We start from the raw sequence: 18,594 nt of genomic DNA on the forward strand, positions 1-18,594 counted from the left end.
CCGGGACTTGGCTGGCCACCAGTAGAACACCACCCGCGGATCGCGAGGGATACACCACCGAGGACCAGCTTCCTGTCGGCTGGCTCTGCGCGCGGCGGACCTGTGACGGTCCACCGTGGACGAGCCTAGCAGAGGGGCCCTCCTGGAAGCCCGGCACGACACGGATGCTCAGGTGACGGGCGGGGTTCCGCCGGGCCCGGCCGCCCGGCGGTTCCGCCGGTCGAGTCCCCAGGACGCCACCAGCAGCACCATGGCGACGGCAGCCCCGATGAGGGTGTCGAGGACCCGCTCCCCCACCACCGCGAGGACCGGCGACCGTGACGAGGACGTGCTGATGACGAGGACGAGCGGCGTGATGAACACGAGCGCCAGGGCGTAATGCCGGATCACCACGAGCTCGATGGTGAACTGCAGCGCCGCCAACACCAGGGCGAGCACGTAGCCGTGCGGTTCGAGCGACGCGACGAGCAGGAAGACCCCGGCGCCGACCAGGGTCCCGAGCACCCGGTGGACGCCGCGGGTCGCGCTCAGGGTGCGGGAGTGCCCGACACTCAGGATGGCGACGGCGGAACCCGCGATCCAGTACCCGTGCCCGAGGCCGAGCAGGTATCCGAGGAGCGCGCTGCACGCCAGGGCCACGGTCAACCGGACGGCGACCCTGCGGTCCGACGGGCTGAGGCGGTACTCCGGGAACAGGACCCGCATCGGGGTCGGCTTCCCGGCGGCCCGACGGACGCCCGGCACGAGGAGCGGTACCACCACGACGAGGATGGCGAAGAGCGATCCGGCTGCCACGAGGGTGATCACGAGGCGCCCGTCGATCCCGGCACCGCCGATCGCCGTCGGTGCGCTCAGATGCCCGGCGATGCCGAACACCAGGATGAAGAACAGCGCCCCCGGCGGGCCGAGCACGATCCCCTGGACGAGCCAGACCGCGGCCGCCCCGACGACGAGCAACCCGAGCGCGGTCAGCGGACGGGAGCCGGACAGCGAGACGCCGAGCGCCGAGGCGAGGACGAGCGCGACACCGATGAGTGGCAGCACCCGGAGGCGGTCGCGTCGACTGAGGGGGACGCAGTACAGCGCCGTGAACGCGCCGAGCCCGGCGAGCAGCCCGAGCGAGGTCGCGCCGGCGGCCGTGGCGACGGCGACCGGGACGGCCATCGAGATCGCGGCCGTCAGGGCGGCCGGCCATCGTTTGGGTGACGGCGCGAAGGAGATGAGGGAGGTCTTCAGACCACGTTCGGCCATCTCGTCCTCCCCTCCGCGTGCAACCCTGCAACGCTACGCCATTCAGCGGCAGCTCGCGGAGCCCGGCCGTGGCGCGAGCAGCCTCCGGCTACGCTGGAGCGGACCCCAGGAGGTGACGTTGACGCATCCCGCGCCGGCAGCCGCTCGCCCGAAGCGACGCGTCCCGTTCTGGGACAACGCCCGCTTCGCCTGCATCACGCTCGTGGTGATGGGCCACGCGGTCCAGCGGCTGACCTCCGAGTCCGACCCCGCACTCGTCGTCTACTTGTTCCTGTACGCCTTCCACATGCCGGCGTTCGCGATCGTCAGCGGGTACTTCTCGAAGTCCTCCCCTCCCGGGCGTCGGCAGATGCGTCGGGTGATCACGGACATCCTGCTGCCGTACCTCATCATGGAGGGCGTCTGGTCACTCGTGCAGTTCCTCGTCGAGGGCAAGCGCGCGTTCAACCCGACGCAGCCGTCCTGGACGCTGTGGTTCCTCCTCGCGCTCGGCATCTTCCGGCTCGTCCTGCCGTACCTGGCACTCCTCCGGTGGCCGCTGCTGTGGAGCGTCCTCATCTCGATCGGCGTCGGGTACCTCGACAACGTCGACAGCACGTTCTCGCTGTCCCGAGCGCTCGGGATCCTGCCGTTCTTCGTGCTCGGGTGGCAGGTCAACCGGTGGCGACTCGTGGACCGCTGGCACCTCGTGCGCGCGAAGACGTGGTGGGTCCGCATCGTGGCCGCCGTCGTGCTCGTCGTCTGGGCCGTCGTCCTGGTCGTGGGCATCGACCTGTGGCGGCGCATCGACCTCCGCTACTGGTTCTTCTACGACCGGGGCTACACCGCGCTCGGGAACGAGGACGGCACGGGCGGCCTGGTCCGACTCGCGGCGATCCTCCTCGCCGTGGTCCTCACCGCCGCGTTCTTCGTGCTCGTCCCCCGCCGCCATGCGTGGATCACGCGGTACGGCCAGTCGACGATGTACGTCTATCTCCTGCACTCCTTCGTGCTCTACCCGCTCCGCGAATCAGGCGTCCTCAAGGACACCGTCAACCCCGAGCTCGTCCTCGTCGGCCTCCTGGTGCTGTCGGTCGTGATCGTGATCGTGCTGTCCAGTGCGCCGGTCAGACGGATCACCCGCCCCCTCATCGAACCCCGGGCGGCCTGGATCTTCAGTCGGAAGCGGGCGTTCGACCCGGAGACCCCGCGCAACGATCCGACGGGCTCCCGCCGCGACGTCACGAGGTGACGAGGACGACCTTCCCGCGGACGTGACCGTCGATGAGATGGCGGTAGGCGTCGACGACCCGTTCGAGCGGCCACACGCTGTCGATCGGGAGCACGATCTCCCCCTCCGCGATCCACCGCCCCAGCTGCGCGAGCTCCGTCTGCGTCGCCGCTTGCCCGCCGACGCCGCCGAAGCCGTGTTCGGCGGCGAAGGGGCGGTCGGCGATGGTGTTCACCCGCTCCGGGGCGACACCGAGGTCGCGCGCGAGCTCGAGGGTCGGCCGTCCGTGGGTGTCGATGACGGCGGTGATCCCGCCGGGTGCGGCCTCGAGGACGCGCTCGCGGAGACCGTCGCCGTACTGGACGGGGATGATGCCGAGACCGTGGAGGAACTCCTGGTTGGCCGCACCGGCGGTGCCGAGCACGACCGCACCGCGCCGGCGGGCGAGCTGCGCCGCGAGCACGCCGACCCCGCCGGCCGCCGCGCTCACGAGCACGGTGTCCGACCGCTGGACGCCGACGGCGTCGACCGACGCGATCGCCGCCCGTCCGGCGATGTCGAGCGCGCCGGCCTGCTCGATGGTGAGCCCGTCGGGCACGTGGTGGAGGATGCCGGCCGGGGCGATGAGGAAGTCCGCCTGCGCGTGGAACCGGTGTCCGCCGTACACGTGGTCACCCGTCGCGAACCCCTGGACGCCGCTCCCGAGGCCGTCCACCACGCCGGCGAAGTCGTTGCCGTTCCCGCTCGGGACGTCCCGGCCGAATGAGGCGAGGGCTTCAGGTGATGCCGCGAGCTTGTGGTCGACGGGGTTGAGGCCTGCGACGAGCACACGGACGCGGACCTCGTCGTGACCGGGCACCGGGATGTCGCCCTCGACGAGGTGGAACACCTCGGGGCCTCCGAACCGGTCGAATCGCACGAACCTCGCCATGATGTCTCCTTCGCAGGCCTCCGCCGACCTCCATGCTCACACGCTTCCCGGGTGACGACCACCCCGGCCACTCGGGACGTCACGCGCCGTTCACCCGGCCGAGCGAGAATCGCGGACATGGGATGGGTCGATGCGGTGCAGACGGCGATCACGGCGTGGTTGCTCGAGATCGCCGCGTCGGGCTGGGTGTTCCCGGCGCTGTACCTGCTCACCGTCGCCGACGCCTTCCTCGTCATCCTGCCGAGCGAGACCGCGGTCACCGCGCTCGGCGCGATCTCGGCGTCGAGCGGATCGCCGGACCTCGCCCTCCTCGTCGGTGTGGCCTGGGCGGGGGCCGTGACCGGCGACGTGTCCTGCTACCTCCTCGGACGACGGATCGGGACCACGCGGTTCGCCTGGATGCGGCGTCCACGGGTCGCCGGTGCGATCGCCCGTGCGGGCGTCGCGCTCGAGCGCCGCGCCGCTGCAGCCATCCTCACCGCGCGCTACATCCCCTTCGCGCGCATCGCGGTCAACCTCGTCGCGGGGGCGAGCGGGCTCCGTCCCCGTCGGTACCTCCCGATCACCGTCCTCGCGGGGCTCGCCTGGGCGCTGTGGAACGTCGGCGTCGGAGCCGTCGTCGGTCGCTTCCTCCCGGACCAGCCGGTGCTGGCGACCGCCGTCTCGATCGTCGTCGCCGTCGGCCTCGGTGTGGCCGTCGATCGGATCAGCGCAGCCCTGGCCGTCCGACGGCGACGAGCGCGAGGCTCACTCGACGAGTTCGCCCCGAGCCTTCTTGCCGACGATGGAGTGCCGGCGGCTGTAGGCGAAGTAGATGATGAAGCCGAGCGCCAGCCAGACGAGGAACCGCACCCAGGTGAGCGTCGTCAGGTTGAGCATGAGCCAGACGCAGAGCACCGCTGAGAGGATCGGCAGGAACGGCGACCACGGGACACGGAACGCGCGCGGCAGCTTCGGGTACTTCTTCCGGAGCACGATGACCGCGATGCTGACGAGCACGAATGCGGAGAGGGTTCCGATGTTGATCATCTCCTCCAGCACGCCGACGTCGGTGAGCCCGGCGATCAACGCGACCAGGGCACCGACGATGAGCTGCACCCGCACGGGCGTCTTGCGCTTCTCGGAGGTGACGCTGAGGGATCGGGGCAGCAGGCCGTCGCGGCTCATGGCGAAGACCACGCGGGCGAGCCCGAGCAGCAGCACCATGATGACCGTCGTGAGGCCGGCGAGGATGCCGATCGAGATGACCTGGGCGGCCCAGTCGGCGCCCACCGCGATGAAGGCGGTCGCAAGCGACGGGTCCTCCGCCTCGGCGAGGGTCGTGTAGGGCACCATGCCGGTGAGCACGAGGCTGACGCCGACGTACAGGACGGTGACGATCGCGAGGCCACCGAAGATCCCGCGGGGCAGGTTGCGCTGCGGGTTCTTGACCTCTTCCGCGCTCGTCGCCACGACGTCGAAGCCGATGAACGCGAAGAACACGAGCGACGCTCCCGCGAGGAGACCGAAGACCCCGTACTGCGCGGGTGCCGCGCCCGTCATGAAGGAGAACAGCGACTGCGACCAGGTGTCGGACGCCCCGCCCTTGGTCGGGACCTCGGCGGGGATGAACGGCGTGTAGTTCGCCGCCTTCACGTAGAACGCGCCGACCACGATGACGAAGATGACGATCGCGACCTTGATGATCGTGAAGACGCTCGCGACGCGTGAGGACAGCTTCGTGCCGAGGACGAGCAGGGTGGTGAAGATCGCGACGATGACGAACGCGCCCCAGCTCACCTTGAGCCCGAAGACGTCGAGCTCGCTCGGGACGTCCCAGCCCCAGAGGAGGAACACGTTGCTCAGGTAGATGCCCCAGTACTTGGCGATGACCGCCGCGGCGGTGAGCATCTCGAGGATGAGGTCCCAGCCGATGATCCAGGCGAGGAGCTCACCGAGCGTGGCGTAGGTGAAGGTGTAGGCCGAACCGGCGACGGGCACCGTCGAGGCGAACTCGGCGTAACACATGATGGCCAGCGCGCAGGTGACGGCCGCGAGGATGAAGGCGAGCGACACCGAGGGGCCGGCGTAGTTGCCGGCGGCCTTGGCCCCGACGGAGAAGATCCCGGCGCCGACGGCGACCGCGACCCCCATGATCATGAGGTCCCAGGTGCCGAGCGTGCGCTTCAGACTGCGCCCTTCGATCCCCGAGTCCGCGAGGGAGTCCTCGATGCTCTTCGTCCGCCAGATGCTCATGGTGCTCCTTGCCGTGGTGCGGTGCTGCCGTGGCCTCGCGCGAAGCCGACTCTCGACCTTGCCAGATGAGCGGCCCGGGGTCGAGTCGGAAGTGGGATTTCCTCCAGGTGACGGCTCCCCGGCGGACACGAACGGGCGGTGACACACGAACGGGCCGCCATCCGAATGGATGACGGCCCGTCACGAAGAAGCTCGCGGTGTCAGCGCCCTTCGACAGGCTCAGGGACCGGGGTCCCGATGCGCTGGAAGGGGTAGAGGTGCTGCCTAGCGGCGGAGTCCGAGGCGCTCGATCAGCGAGCGGTAACGCTCGATGTCGACGGCCTGGAGGTAGCCGAGGAGGCGGCGACGCTGTCCGACCAGGAGCAGCAGACCACGACGCGAGTGGTGGTCGTGCTTGTGCTCCTTGAGGTGCTCGGTGAGGTCCTTGATGCGGCGGGTCATGACCGCCACCTGGACCTCGGGGGATCCGGTGTCACCTGGGTGGGTTGCGTACTCTTCGATGATCGCCTTCTTACGGTCTCCTTCAAGCGCCATAGTGGTGATCCCCTCTCTGTTCGTTGCGCGGTGCCCGTCGCCTGATGCGTGGGCTCTCTTGATCCGCGGCCGTTCGACGGCAACCTTGTGATTCTAGCAGGTTCAGAGCGGCGGGGGTTCGCGATGGGTCGTCCGGCGCTTCGCGTTCAGCCGTTCCTCCGCCTCGACCGCGGTGGCCCGGCGTCGGCGGCGCAGGACGAGGATGAGGGCGAGCGCGATGAGGTCGAGGACGAGGAAGGCGACGAGCAGCCAGACCCACACCGGCGGACCGGCTCCGGCGGTCGGCGCAGGCTCACCGGCGGCGGCTGCCGCCTCGGCCGTGGTGGTGGAGTCGTAGACCAGGCGGACCGGATCACCGAGGGTGGCGCCACCGCCGTCGTTCGTGGACACGAGGGCCAGCGTGATGTCGTACTCCCCCGCATCCGCACCGCGCAACCACTGGGTCATGTTGATCCTCGTGGACCAACCGCCGTCCGAGCCGACCTCGATCGGTTGCCCGTCGAAGCGGAACTCCGTCGCGCCGGTTTCCCCGGTCGCCTGCAGCTTGCACGCATCGTCGTCAGACGTCGAGGCGCTGAAGCAGGGCTTGGCCGCGTCGTACAGGTCGATGGAACGCCAGTAGGACAGCACGACGTCGGCCCCCGGCTGGGCGGTCCCCGTGACGTCGAAGCCGCTCACCTGGTCGCCTTCGAGCGTGTAGTCCACCCGGTAGACGGTGTCGCCGTCGGCAGGGCTCTCGATGGTGCCAGCGGCCGCGGCGACCGCCGGGGTGGCGGCGAGCGGAGCCGCGACGAGAGCCGAGCCGAGCAACAGGGCCGCGACGGCGACACCGACCACGCGCGGCGTACGCCACAGGGTCCGACCGATCCGACGGGCTCCGGAGATCACCTGGCCACCATCCCCTCCGGCACCGCCGGACGGCGACGCTCCCCACCAGTATCCCAAAGACGTCGGTCCACCACCTGGGAACGACGCGGGCGGAGGCCGGGTGGTCCGGCCTCCGCCCGCGTCAGGCCGTTCCGAGGCGCTCAGGCGCCGAGGCCTCCGAGCAGTTCCGAGAACGGGCGACCGAGGGCGAACGGGTCGTCGCGCCCGCCCGAACGGTCAGACGCCGCGACGAGGGCACGGAGCTCGCCCGCCGCCCGTTCGATCCGCTCCGGCAGCGCGCTCACGTGCGCCTCGCCGGAGCCCCAGTCCTCGGACGCCGCGAAGACGGCCGTCGGGACCGTGACGGCACGCAGGTAGGCGAACAGGGGCCGGACCGCGTATTCGAGCGCCAGCGAGTGCCTGGCCGACCCTCCGGTCGCGCCGAGGAGGACGGGCACCCCGGTCAGTGCCGTCGGTTCGACGATGTCGAAGAACGACTTGAACAGGCCCGAGTAGCTCGACGAGAAGATCGGCGTCACCGCGATCACGCCGTCCGCGCCGGTCATCGCTTCGACGGCCGCCGAGAGCCTGGGGCTCGGGAACCCCGTGAGGAGGTTGTTCGTGATGTCCTGCGCGAGGTCGCGCAGCTCGATCGACGTCGTCTCGACCGTGTGGCCGTCACGCTCGAGCTGTGCGACGGTGGCGTCGCGGAGCCGGTCCGCGAGCAGTCGGGTGGACGACGGCTGACTCAGGCCGGCGGAGACGACCGCGAGCGTGCGCGCGCCCGTCATCGTCCGACCCCGACCGCTGCGCGACCGAACGCCGAGCCGGCGTCGGCGTGGCTCGTCTCGACGGCTCCGGAGCGCGAGGCGAGCTCGGCGTCCGCCGCTGCGACCATCGACGCATGGGTCGGAGCCTCCGGCACGGTCGCCGGACGGTCCTTCGCGAACTCCTTGCGCAGCACGGGCACGACCTCGCCACCGAGGATCTCGAGCTGGTCCAGCACCGTTCCGAGCGGCAGACCGGCGTGGTCCATCAGGAACAGCTGCCGCTGGTAGTCACCGAACGAGTCACGCATCGAGGCGTAGCGATCGATGACCTGCTGCGGGCTTCCCACGGTGAGGGGCGTCTGCTCGGTGAAGTCCTCGAGCGTCGGGCCGTGCCCGTACACGGGCGCGTTGTCGAAGTACGGACGGAACTGGGCCACGGCGTCCTGTGAGTTCTTCGCCATGAACGCCTGCCCTCCGAGTCCGACGATGGCCTGCTCGGCCGTGCCGTGCCCGTAGTGCTCGAAGCGCTGACGGTAGAGCTGGATCAGGCGCATGTAGTGCTCCTTGGGCCAGAAGATGTTGTTCGCGAAGAAGCCGTCGCCGTAGTAGGCCGCCTGCTCGGCGATCTCGGGGCTCCGGATCGAACCGTGCCAGACGAAGGGCGGCACGCCGTCGAGCGGACGCGGCGTGGACTGGAAGCCCTGGAGCGGGGTGCGGAACTGCCCCTGCCAGTCGACGTAGTCCTCTCGCCAGAGCCGGTGCAGCAGGGCGTAGTTCTCGATGGCGAGGTTGATGCCCTCGCGGATGTCCTTGCCGAACCAGGGGTAGACCGGACCGGTGTTCCCGCGGCCCATGATGAGGTCCACGCGGCCGCCGGCGAGGTGCTGCAGCATGGCGTAGTCCTCGGCGATCTTGACTGGGTCGTTCGTCGTGATCAGGGTGGTGCTCGTCGAGAGGATCAGGTGTTCGGTCTTCGCGGCGATGTAGCCGAGCATGGTGGTCGGGCTCGACGGGACGAACGGCGGGTTGTGGTGCTCGCCGGTCGCGAAGACGTCGAGGCCGACCTCCTCCGCCTTGAGGGCGATCGCGACCATGGCCTCGATGCGCTCGTGCTCGGTGGGCGTGACCCCGGTGGTCGGGTCGGTGGTGACATCCCCCACCGTGAAGATTCCGAATTGCATGATGCGCTCCCACAGATTCTTCCATGCGTTTGCATGGATATTCAGGACAACGAGGCGAACCACTGCACTATTCCCACGCGCCGGGAGAACATCGCCGAGCGGTCGTGCGGGAGCCCTGTCCCATGTCGGAGGCCTGTGGCAGGATCGCCGCATGAACGGCTCAACACACCCCGACTCCGGCCCGTCGACACCTCGTCCGCAGCACGTCTGCGGGATCGTCCCACCCTGGCTGCTCGAGCGGATCGCCGAGCTCGACACCCCGCGCCTGGCGCGCGCCGCGAGCGCCGCCCGGTACTCCCTCCTCGCCACCCGCCCGTACCGCTTCCCGGAGCCGGGCACTGCGCCGCAGACGGCGACGGGGCCCGCGCGCGGTGCGACGACGGAGCGAGGGGCCGTCTCCGCCCCGCGACGCTCCATCTTCGACGCGGAGCGCTCCGAGACGCTTCCCGGCACGCTGGTGCGGTCGGAGGGCGATCCGGCCACGACGGACGCCGCGGTCACCGCCGCCTACGAGGGACTCGGCGACACCCACACCCTCTTCGCCGAAGCGTTCGCGCGGGACTCCATCGACGGCCTCGGGCTGCCGCTGCTCGCGACGGTGCACTACGGCGACGACTACGACAACGCGTTCTGGAACGGCGAACAGATGGTCTTCGGCGACGGCGACGGCGAGGTCTTCCGGAGCTTCACCAGCTCGCTGAGCGTCATCGGTCACGAGCTGGCCCACGGCGTCACGCAGTACACGGCGAACCTCACCTACGAGGGACAGTCGGGCGCCCTGAACGAACACGTCTCCGACGTCTTCGGCGCCCTCGTCGAACAGCACGCCCGCGGCCAGGACGCTGCCGCGGCGTCCTGGCTGATCGGCGAAGGACTCTTCACCGACGAGGTCGAGGGGAACGCCCTGCGCTCCATGCTCGCCCCCGGCACCGCCTACGACGACGACGTCCTCGGGAAGGACCCGCAGCCGGCCCATCTCGACGACTACATCGAGACGACCGACGACAACGGCGGCGTCCACCTCAACTCGGGCATCCCGAACCGCGCGTTCGCGACATACGCCGTCGCCCTCGGCGGTAACGCCTGGGAGCGCGCCGGACGCGTCTGGTACGACACGCTCACGGGCGGGCTCGCCGAACGCACGGACTTCGGCACCTTCGCCGCCGCCTCGATCACCGCGGCGACCTCACGATTCGGTGCCGACTCCGAGGAGCGGACGGAACTCGAGGCGGCCTGGGCACGCGTCGGGATCGTCCCGGCCGACTGAGCACGATGGTGGCGATCATGCCCGCGGAGTAGCATCGCGGCATGAAGGTCACGGTCACGAGGAGCGGCGGCGTCGCGGGGATGACGCGGCAATGGGAGGTCGTCGTCGACGACCAACCCGACGTCGACACCTGGATCGTGCTGCTCGACGGCCTGCCGTGGGACGACGCCCCGCAGGGACCACCGCTGCCCGACCGCTACGTCTACCGCATCCGGTGTGCGCCCAAGGAGGCGACGCTCGGAGAACGGCAACTCACCGGTCCCTGGCAGGAACTCGTCGAGCGGGTCCGCGCGGCGCAACCGCCTCACGAGTGACGGCAGCGGTCCACCCTCGGGCGGACCGCGCGTCCGTCAGTGCTGCGGGAACCGTTCTGCAAGCAGTTCGATCGTCCGTTCACGGGCCGGTGCCGAGTTCGCGGGAGTGCCCTCCCGTGCCGATCCGACCGGCGACACCATGACCTCGTCGACGCCGAAACGATCGGCGAGCCCCTGCAGCTCGCTCGCGGCGCGGTCGGCGTCGCCGATGATCCAGGCGGCGCGCATCTGCTCGACGAAGCCGAGTTCGAGGTCGCTCTGCTCGGCGGTCGCGGCCTCCTCCACGGTGGCGATCGGCCCGAGGGGCTTGCCCGAGCGCAGCCGGGCCATCTGCTGGAGGTTCGGCAGGGCGAGGGCCTCGGCCTCTTCCGCGGTGTCGGCCACGACGGCGTTCGCGGTGAGGAAGGTGCGCGGGGCGTCGAGGAGCGCCGAGGGCTGGAAGCTCGAGCGGTAGAGCTCGAGGGCGCGAGCCGTCCCCTGGCCGGAGAAGTGGTGCGCGAAGACGTAGGGCAGGCCGAGGGCTGCGGCGAGCGCCGCGGAGTAGTCGCTGGATCCGAGCAACCAGACGTCGGGCACGCTCCCTGCCTTCGGCGTGCCGCGGAGGGCGTACTCCTCGCCGGAGGTCATGCGGACACTGGCACCGTCGACCCCGAGGAGGGCGACGATGTCCTGCACGTTGTTCGGGAAGCGGTCGACGTCGCTCGTGTTGCCGGACTGGCGGAGGACGGCGGAGATGACCGGGTCGCTGCCCGGGGCGCGTCCGAGGCCGAGGTCGATGCGGCCCGGTGCCGAGGCCTCGAGGAGCGCGAACTGCTCGGCGACGACGAGCGGCGCGTGGTTCGGGAGCATCACGCCACCGGAGCCGACCCGGATCCGCTTCGTCGCGGCGGCGAGGATGCCGATCACGACCGCGGGGTTGGTCGACGCGACGGACGGCATGTTGTGGTGCTCCGCCACCCAATACCGGTGGTACCCCAGCTCGTCGGCGCGCTTCGCCAGGGCGATCGTCGCCGCGAGTGCCGCCGCGGTGTCCTGGTCGGTGCGGACGGGGATGAGGTCCAGTATCGAGAGTCGCATGTTCACCTTTCGTCGCGCTGCCGAACGGCGACAGGCGCGTAGGGTGCAGCGTCCGGAGGGCGCGACATATTCCGCGACGGCGCGACCGGCGGATTCTCAGCACGGTCCAAGCCGGAGCCGACATCCGGCGCGTACGCTGGACGCCCGCCACTGCGAAGGAGCACACCATGGGATTCCTCGATCGACTGCTCGGACGCCCCGAGTCCGGCGAACCTGCCAAGGCGACGGACGACGGCCGGAGGGCATCTGCGACGACCAGGACGCCGGATGAGATCGCCGTCGAGCGATACCGCTACCTCCTGCGCACTGCTCCGCCGGAGACCATCGAGCAGGTCCACGAGGAGGCGTTCACGAAACTCACCCCCGAGCAGCGGGGCATCCTCTTCCGCCAGTTGTCCGAGGACGCTCCCACGGGTGAGGCGCCTGCGAACGACTCCCCGAAAGCCCTCGCGCTCTCCGCCACCCGCGCCGAGATGCGCCAGCCGGGCACGCTGGAGCGGAACCTCGGCCCGCAGGGAGGTGGCATGGGCTTCGGTGGGATGCTCGCCAGCTCGATGCTCGGCACGATCGCCGGGGTCGTCGTCGGTTCGGCCATCGCGCAGGCGTTCATCCCCGACACCGTCGGCACCGACGCCGGGGCGGATGCCACCGGCGCCGATCAGGGCGGAGGCGAGGCCGGAGCGTCAGACGGGGCGGCTGTCGACGCCGGAGCCGACCCGACTGCCGGCGGCTGGGGCGATGGAGGGTTCGCGGACGGAGGCGGCGGCGACTTCGGTGGCGGCGGCGACTTCGGCGGTGGAGGCGACTTCGGCTTCTGAGCGCGGACTCGGTTCAGCGTCGACGGCCGGCAGTGGCCGCCGGGAGCGCGGTCCGCAGCTCGTCGGCGCGGAGTTCGAGGAGCTCGATGACCTCCTCGATCCGTCCCTCCCGCGCCACATCGGTGGCCCGCTCCACCCACTGCGCGAGTTCCCGCTGCGCACTGTTCGGCAGGCCGCGGAAGAACGCCAGCCGACCGGCGTCGTGGAGCGCCTGCTCGAGGTCGGGCCGCAACCGGACGACCGTCCCGGTCGCCGCGAGCGGCGCGTCTCCCACATCAGCGTGTCTGCCCATGCGGCCACGCTAGCGGCTCGGATGGCGGCCGTCGAGGGACCGGGCTCCGATCGACTTCGGGAGTCCGGTCTTCGGGCGGCGAACCCTCAGGCGAGTTCCCAGGCGGCCACGCCCCCGCCCACGACGACGAACATCGGGTGGGGCTGGGGACGCCAGACCCTCGCCCACCGGGCCGCGACGTCCGGGCTCCGTTCGAGGAGATGGCGGCGCAGGTTGCCCCACTCGTAGTCGAGCTGGCCGTCCGTCACGACGAGCGGCCCCCGCAGAGAACCTGCGGCGATGATGCGCGAGCGGTCGAGGTCCATGCCGCGCGCACCCGCTTCGTCGGCGACACCGCCGAGATAGGCGGCGACGGCTTCGAGCGGTTCCTCCGCCTCGAGGAAGCGCTGGAGCTGCGGGTGCGAGCGGAGACTCGAACCGGGCTCAGCCAGGACCCGCTGGGCGATCAACCCCTCGCGCCAGGACGACGTCACCGCCTGGGCGTCGAAGTACCGCGGATGGATCGACCAGAGACGCATCCCTCCATCCTGCCCGACACCGCCGACACGGTGATCGGGGCAGCCCCTGACCCGGCGCCCGGGGGGGGGGGCCGCGGGTCTCCCGGCGTATGCTGGCGGTCATGTCTCCGCATCCGCACCGTCCGCCGATGCAGCGGTGACCGCGCCCGCGACCCCAGGCCGAAGCGGACTCTTCGTCGATCTGCGTCCCCTCCGGGAGAGTCCCGCCTTCGCTCGACTGTGGATCGGCGGCGCGATCACCGGCATCGGCGGCCAGATGACCATCGTCGCCGTCGGCCTCCAGGTGTACGACCTCACCGCCTCGACCTTCGCCGTCTCCCTCGTCGGCGTCATCGCCCTGCTCCCGATGATCTGCTTCGGGCTGTACGGCGGCATGCTCGCGGACGCCTTCGACCGACGCACGGTCGCGCTCTCGGCCGCGATCGTCACCTGGGTCTCGACGGCCGTCATCGCCGTGCTCGCATGGAGCGGCTCCGAACTCGTCTGGCCCCTGTACCTGCTCACGACGATCAACGCCGTGTCGACCACGATCGTCGGGACGACCCGACAGGCGATCCTCCCTCGGCTCCTACCGGCGCGGCTGCTCCCCGCGGCCGCCGCCCTCTCCGGCATCGCGGCCGGGGTCATGGTGACGGTGGGCCCGGCACTGGCCGGCGTGCTCGTGGCCGGCGTGGGCTTCCAGTGGACCTACACGATCGACGTCGTCCTGTTCGTGGCAGCGTTCCTCGGGATCGCGTCCCTGCCGAAGATCCTCCCGGAGGGCGGGGTCAGCCGGCTTCCCGGCATCCGCAGCCTCGTCGACGGATGGACGTTCCTCAAGACCGCACCCAACGTGCGGATGACGTTCATCGTCGACATCATCGCGATGACCTTCGGCAACCCGCGGGTGCTCTACCCCGCCGTCGGCACCCTCGTCCTCGGCGGCGGCGCGATCACCGTCGGTGTCCTCACGGCCGCCGGCGCCGTCGGCACGCTCCTGTCGAGCCTCGTGTCGGGAAGACTCGGCCGGATCGATCGGCAGGGCCGCGCGATCGAGCGGGCCATCATCGTCTACGGCCTCGCCGTCGCCGGATTCGGAGCGGTCCTCGCCTGGGTCACCCTCTCCGGCGCGGCCACGCACGAGGCCGACGGCGCGAACCTCCCCGCCATCGTCATCGCCGCCACCGCACTCGCCGTCGCGGGCGCCGCGGACAACGTCAGCTCGATCTTCCGCATGACGATCCTGCAGGCCGCCGTGCCCGACGCCGTCCGCGGGCGACTCCAGGGCGTGTTCACCGTCGTCGTGACCGGAGGGCCGCGCGTCGGCGACCTCTACATCGGCCTCGCCGCCTCGGCGTTCGCGCTCTGGATCCCGGCGCTCGCCGGAGGGCTCCTCGTCATGGCACTCGTATGGACCGTCGTGCGCCTCCAGGGCGGCTTCCGCCGCTACGACGCCCGCACGCCGACGCCCTGAGCCAGATTCAGGCGGCCCGACTCAGGCGGGGGCGGTGGCGATGGAGAAGACGTCGCGGCCGGCGAGCGAGGCGCGACCGGGGAGGCCCTCCAGCTCGAGGACGAGCCCGAGTCCGGCCACGGTGTACCCGGCCCGCTCGATGAGATTGACGGCCGCGCCACAGCTCCCGCCGGTCGCGAGCACGTCGTCGAGGATGAGGACGCGGGTGTCGGCGGGCAGCTGCTCGGTCCGCAGCTCGAGCGCCGCGGCGCCGTACTCGAGGCCGTAGTCCTCACGCAGGACCTCGCCCGGCAGTTTGCCCGCCTTGCGGATCGGGACCAGCCGGGTGTGCGTCGCGTAGGCGACGGCGGCGGCCAGTAGGAACCCGCGGGCCTCGACCCCGGCGACCGCGTCGAAGCGACCGGCGAAGTGCTCGCCCAGCTCGTCGATGATCGCGCGGAAGGCGTCAGCGTCGGCGAAGACGGGCGTCAGATCGCGGAAGAGGATCCCGGGCGTCGGGAAATCGGGGATCGTCGCCGTCAGGCGGTCGACGTACTGGGTGGCGGTGGTCATCTGGTCCTCGTTCGGTCTGGGGGACATGCGACACCCCTCGTCACCGCGACCGTCGGTCGGCGGGGACGAGGGGTGACCTGCGGATGGTTACTTGACGCCCAGGAGGTCGATCACGAAGACCAGCGTCTGGCCGGACAGCTGGTGTCCGCCACCGGCCGGGCCGTACGCGAGCTCCGGGGGGACCGTGAGCTTGCGGCGGCCGCCGACCTTCATGCCGGGGATGCCGTGCTGCCATCCCTGGATGAGGTTGCGCAGCGGGAAGTTGATGGACTGTCCGCGGCTCCACGAGGAGTCGAACTCCTCGCCGGAGTCGTAGCCGACGCCGAGGTAGTGGACGTCGACGGTCGAGGAGGCCTGGGCCTCGTCGCCCTGGCCGATGAAGATGTCCTCGACGACGAGTTCGGTGGGGGCCGGGCCCGTTGGGGCGTCGACCTCGGGCTTGGTGCGTGCTGAATCGGTCATGGATCCATCCAAGCAGTTCCGCCGACGCGGCACATGCGGATTTCGCTGAGCGCGTGACCTGGCACCACTCCCCCGCATGCGGGGTCGAAGACCCGAGCGCCTCCGGCGAGCTGCATTCCGGGTCTTGCGCTCCGTCGCCGACGGGTGCAAGCTGATGGGACAGACCAACTCATCGCCCGGGCGACTCGCAGGCACTGCCGCGGCACCGGGCGATGAGTCTGTCCGGGCGAGGTCGAGCCGCTCCGCTCGGGCCCGGACCGCTATGGCCACAACGCCCACCGCCGACGAGGCTGCGATAGCGTAGAGGCGTGAAGTTCGCCCATTTCGTCGCCACAGACCACCAGTCGAGTCCCCCCGCAGAGCCGCGGGTCAGACTCGCCGTCATCAGCGATTCCGGGGCGGTGTTCCTCGACGAGATCCTCGAAGACGCCCCGCGCGACCTCCAGGAGCTGATCGAGCGCGGTCCCGCCGAGCTCGACCGGGTGCGCAGCTTCGTCGAGACCTCCATCGCCCACGGCGTCGGCGGCGAACCGCTCGACGGTCTCGTGCACGCCTCGGCGGTCCTCCGCCCGCCGACCATCCTGGCGGTCGGTCTGAACTACTCCGCACACTCGCAGGAGCTCAACCTCAAGACGGACAACGCCCCCACGATCTTCGGCCTGTGGGCCAACTCGCTGACGGGTCACGAGGGCACGACGAGCTGGCCGGCCGAGATCAGCGAGCAGGTGGACTACGAGGCCGAACTCGGCGTCGTCATCGGTCGCGCCGCCCGCGACGTCGCAGCAGCCGACGCCCTGGGATACGTGTTCGGCTACACCGTCGTCAACGACATCACGGCACGGAACATCCAGTACTCCGAGGCGCAGTGGTCGAGGTGCAAGTCCTTCGACGGTTTCACCCCGACCGGCCCCGTGGTCGTGACGGCCGACGAGATCGCCGACCCACAGGCCCTCCACATCTCGACGGTCCTCGACGGCGTGACGCTGCAGGACTCCTCGACCAGCCACATGGTCCGCAGCGTCGCGACGCTCATCGAGCACCTCTCCGGTTCGGCGACCCTCCTGCCCGGCACCCTCATCTCCACGGGCAGCCCGGGCGGCGCCGGATACTCGCGCGACCCGCAGGTCTTCCTCACGGACGGTGCCACCGTCACGGTATCGGTCGAGGGCGTCGGGTCGCTGACGACCCATTGTCGGGTCACCGCCGCCGCGTAGTCCCTCGGACACAGCACGAAGCCGTCCAGACCATGGGTCCGGACGGCTTCGTCGTGTGTGCGGCTCAGCGACTCGGGTCGGAGTCGGCGCCCGGGATCGGGAGGTCGATGATCGGGATGGCCGACGTCACCGCTTCGATCCCCGAGAGTCGGGCGGGAGAAAGCTGCTTCGTCACGTCCTCGCGGGTCATGAGGTTCGCCTCGACGACGAGGTCGGCGACGTTCCGTCCGGTGAGCAGGGCGGTCTTCGCGAGCGCCGCGGCCGACTGGTAGCCGATGAACGGCGTGAGGGCCGTGATGACCCCGACGGAGGCGCCGACCATGACGCCGAGGCGCTCCTCGTTCGCCGTGATGCCGTCGATGCAGTTCACCCGCAGCGTCCGGCAGGCCTGAGCCATCCACACGATGCTCTGGAGCAGGGAGTGTGCGATGACAGGCTCGAAGGCGTTCAACTGCAGCTGCCCGGCCTCGGCGGCCATCGTCACCGTCATGTCGGCACCGACGACGCTGAAGGCCACCTGGTTCACGACCTCCGGGATCACCGGGTTGACCTTGCCCGGCATGATGCTCGACCCGGCCTGACGGGGCGGCAGGTTGATCTCGCCGAATCCGGCCTGGGGCCCGCTCGACAGGAGCCGGAGGTCGTTGCAGATCTTCGAGAGCTTGATCGCGCTGCGCTTCAAGGTGCCGCTGAACGACATGAACCCGCCGGCGTCACTCGTCGACTCGATGAGGTCGGGAGCGGTGGTGAGCGACAAGCCGGTGATCTGGTTGAGGTGCCGGACGACCGACTCCGCGTAGCGGGGGTCTGCGGTGATCCCCGTTCCGATGGCGGTGGCGCCGAGGTTGACCTCGGCGAGCAGCCACAGGGTCTCCTGCAGGCGGTCGTAGTCCTCCGTCAGGGTGGTCGCGAACCCGTGGAACTCCTGGCCGAGCGTCATCGGCACCGCGTCCTGCAGCTGGGTGCGGCCGACCTTCAAGACGTGGGAGAACTCGTCGGACTTGGCACTGCACGAGTCGCGCAGCAGTCCGAGTTCCGTCAGCAGGAACTGGAGGGAGAACGCGAGCGCGATCTTGATCGACGTCGGGTAGACGTCGTTGGTGGACTGCGAGCGGTTGGTGTCGTCGAGCGGGTGCAGGTACTGGTACTCCCCCTTCGCGTGGCCGGCGAGTTCCAGGGCGATGTTCGTGATCACCTCGTTCGCGTTCATGTTCGTCGAGGTGCCGGCGCCGCCCTGGATCACGCCGACGAGGAACTCCTCGTGGAAGTCGCCGTCGATGATGATCTGGCAGGCGCGGTCGATGAGGTTCGCCTTCGCGGGATCGAGGACCCCGATCTCGGCGTTCGCGCGGGCCGCAGCCTGCTTGACGCTCGCGATGGCGACCACGAGGTCCGGGTAGACCGAGATCGGGCGCTTGGTGATGGGGAAGTTCTCGAGCGCTCGTGCCGTGTGGATGCCCCAGTAGGCGTCAGCCGGGATCTGCATCGAGCCGAGCGAATCCGACTCGGTCCGTGTCTCGCCCGTGCTCATGCTGTCCGCCATGTCGTCGTGTGCTCCAGGGGTGGTCGGGATGGTGCTGGTGGTGGTGCTGATCGTCACTCGTGGCTCCGTTGCCTGGTGGGTGGATGTCCCATCCAGCGTAGCCGG

At 70.3% G+C, this 18,594-nt stretch carries 19 protein-coding genes and 1 pseudogene; 7 read left to right on the forward strand and 13 right to left on the reverse strand.

Annotated elements, in window-relative coordinates; genetic code table 11:
• Positions 1–168: 168 nt before the first annotated feature.
• Positions 169–1,251, reverse strand: coding sequence for an FUSC family protein (locus QRN26_RS12535; RefSeq protein WP_056012197.1), 1,083 nt, complete (start codon positions 1,249–1,251; stop codon positions 169–171).
• A 118-nt stretch (positions 1,252–1,369) separates the two neighbouring features.
• Between QRN26_RS12535 and QRN26_RS12540 the strand changes: the two genes are divergently transcribed.
• Complete coding sequence (locus QRN26_RS12540; RefSeq protein WP_285037105.1) at positions 1,370–2,482, forward strand: acyltransferase family protein; 1,113 nt, start codon at positions 1,370–1,372, stop codon at positions 2,480–2,482.
• Here QRN26_RS12540 and QRN26_RS12545 read toward each other — a convergent pair.
• Positions 2,472–3,392, reverse strand: a complete 921-nt coding sequence (locus tag QRN26_RS12545) for an NADP-dependent oxidoreductase (RefSeq protein ID WP_056012199.1) — start codon at positions 3,390–3,392, stop codon at positions 2,472–2,474. The genes QRN26_RS12540 and QRN26_RS12545 overlap by 11 nt on opposite strands.
• Positions 3,393–3,509: 117 nt before the next feature.
• On the opposite strand from QRN26_RS12545, the pseudogene QRN26_RS12550 reads away from it, so the two are divergent.
• Positions 3,510–3,995: pseudogene (locus tag QRN26_RS12550) on the forward strand (DedA family protein); the annotation flags it as partial.
• 144 nt (positions 3,996–4,139) lie between these two features.
• Here QRN26_RS12550 and QRN26_RS12555 read toward each other — a convergent pair.
• The 5 genes from QRN26_RS12555 to QRN26_RS12575 all read right to left on the reverse strand — a co-directional run bounded on the left by QRN26_RS12555 (position 4,140) and on the right by QRN26_RS12575 (position 8,979).
• A complete protein-coding gene (locus tag QRN26_RS12555; protein ID WP_056012201.1) occupies positions 4,140–5,627 on the reverse strand; it encodes an amino acid permease in 1,488 nt (495 codons plus the stop codon).
• A gap of 264 nt (positions 5,628–5,891) precedes the next feature.
• Positions 5,892–6,161: a 30S ribosomal protein S15 gene (gene rpsO, locus QRN26_RS12560; RefSeq protein ID WP_056012204.1), complete on the reverse strand. Its 270-nt coding sequence runs from the start codon at positions 6,159–6,161 to the stop codon at positions 5,892–5,894.
• A gap of 102 nt (positions 6,162–6,263) precedes the next feature.
• The gene (locus QRN26_RS12565) at positions 6,264–7,049 is read right to left on the reverse strand and encodes a hypothetical protein (protein ID WP_056781880.1); all 786 of its coding nucleotides are present in this window, start codon (positions 7,047–7,049) and stop codon (positions 6,264–6,266) included.
• Positions 7,050–7,189: 140 nt separating this feature from the next.
• Positions 7,190–7,819, reverse strand: a complete 630-nt coding sequence (locus QRN26_RS12570) for an FMN reductase (RefSeq protein ID WP_056781879.1) — start codon at positions 7,817–7,819, stop codon at positions 7,190–7,192.
• Positions 7,816–8,979, reverse strand: a complete 1,164-nt coding sequence (locus QRN26_RS12575; protein ID WP_056012214.1) for an LLM class flavin-dependent oxidoreductase — start codon at positions 8,977–8,979, stop codon at positions 7,816–7,818. Before QRN26_RS12575 ends, QRN26_RS12570 begins: the two co-directional genes overlap by 4 nt.
• 151 nt (positions 8,980–9,130) lie before the next feature.
• Between QRN26_RS12575 and QRN26_RS12580 the strand changes: the two genes are divergently transcribed.
• Both QRN26_RS12580 and QRN26_RS12585 read left to right on the forward strand, forming a co-directional pair.
• Positions 9,131–10,246, forward strand: a complete 1,116-nt coding sequence (locus QRN26_RS12580) for a M4 family metallopeptidase (RefSeq protein ID WP_285037106.1) — start codon at positions 9,131–9,133, stop codon at positions 10,244–10,246.
• A 41-nt stretch (positions 10,247–10,287) separates the two neighbouring features.
• Positions 10,288–10,560 (forward strand): protealysin inhibitor emfourin, encoded by a 273-nt coding sequence (locus QRN26_RS12585; RefSeq protein WP_056012221.1) that lies wholly within the window; start codon positions 10,288–10,290, stop codon positions 10,558–10,560.
• A 36-nt stretch (positions 10,561–10,596) separates the two neighbouring features.
• Here the strand turns inward: QRN26_RS12585 and QRN26_RS12590 are convergent, their stop codons facing one another.
• A complete protein-coding gene (locus QRN26_RS12590) occupies positions 10,597–11,637 on the reverse strand; it encodes an LLM class flavin-dependent oxidoreductase (RefSeq protein ID WP_056012224.1) in 1,041 nt (346 codons plus the stop codon).
• Between the two features lie 167 nt (positions 11,638–11,804).
• On the opposite strand from QRN26_RS12590, the gene QRN26_RS12595 reads away from it, so the two are divergent.
• Complete coding sequence (locus QRN26_RS12595; RefSeq protein WP_285037107.1) at positions 11,805–12,455, forward strand: hypothetical protein; 651 nt, start codon at positions 11,805–11,807, stop codon at positions 12,453–12,455.
• A 13-nt stretch (positions 12,456–12,468) separates the two neighbouring features.
• On the opposite strand, the gene QRN26_RS12600 is transcribed toward QRN26_RS12595, so the two are convergent.
• Both QRN26_RS12600 and QRN26_RS12605 read right to left on the reverse strand, forming a co-directional pair.
• Positions 12,469–12,747 carry a YdeI/OmpD-associated family protein gene (locus QRN26_RS12600; protein ID WP_285037108.1) on the reverse strand — a complete coding sequence of 93 codons (279 nt, stop codon included), beginning with the start codon at positions 12,745–12,747 and terminating at the stop codon, positions 12,469–12,471.
• An 86-nt stretch (positions 12,748–12,833) separates the two neighbouring features.
• The gene (locus QRN26_RS12605; protein WP_285037109.1) at positions 12,834–13,265 is read right to left on the reverse strand and encodes a pyrimidine dimer DNA glycosylase/endonuclease V; all 432 of its coding nucleotides are present in this window, start codon (positions 13,263–13,265) and stop codon (positions 12,834–12,836) included.
• A 136-nt stretch (positions 13,266–13,401) separates the two neighbouring features.
• On the opposite strand from QRN26_RS12605, the gene QRN26_RS12610 reads away from it, so the two are divergent.
• Complete coding sequence (locus QRN26_RS12610) at positions 13,402–14,718, forward strand: MFS transporter (RefSeq protein WP_200936449.1); 1,317 nt, start codon at positions 13,402–13,404, stop codon at positions 14,716–14,718.
• A 21-nt stretch (positions 14,719–14,739) separates the two neighbouring features.
• Here QRN26_RS12610 and QRN26_RS12615 read toward each other — a convergent pair whose 3' ends face one another.
• Positions 14,740–15,270 (reverse strand): adenine phosphoribosyltransferase, encoded by a 531-nt coding sequence (locus QRN26_RS12615; protein WP_285037110.1) that lies wholly within the window; start codon positions 15,268–15,270, stop codon positions 14,740–14,742.
• An 87-nt stretch (positions 15,271–15,357) separates the two neighbouring features.
• Positions 15,358–15,732, reverse strand: coding sequence for an FKBP-type peptidyl-prolyl cis-trans isomerase (locus tag QRN26_RS12620; protein ID WP_285037111.1), 375 nt, complete (start codon positions 15,730–15,732; stop codon positions 15,358–15,360).
• Between the two features lie 308 nt (positions 15,733–16,040).
• Between QRN26_RS12620 and QRN26_RS12625 the strand changes: the two genes are divergently transcribed.
• Positions 16,041–16,946: a fumarylacetoacetate hydrolase family protein gene (locus tag QRN26_RS12625; protein ID WP_056012241.1), complete on the forward strand. Its 906-nt coding sequence runs from the start codon at positions 16,041–16,043 to the stop codon at positions 16,944–16,946.
• A gap of 64 nt (positions 16,947–17,010) precedes the next feature.
• Here QRN26_RS12625 and QRN26_RS12630 read toward each other — a convergent pair whose 3' ends face one another.
• Complete coding sequence (locus tag QRN26_RS12630) at positions 17,011–18,477, reverse strand: aspartate ammonia-lyase (RefSeq protein ID WP_369796508.1); 1,467 nt, start codon at positions 18,475–18,477, stop codon at positions 17,011–17,013.
• Between the last annotated feature and the right edge of the window lie 117 nt (positions 18,478–18,594).

Origin of the sequence: Plantibacter sp. ME-Dv--P-095, assembly GCF_030209365.1 — a bacterium.
Lineage (GTDB): Bacteria > Actinomycetota > Actinomycetes > Actinomycetales > Microbacteriaceae > Plantibacter.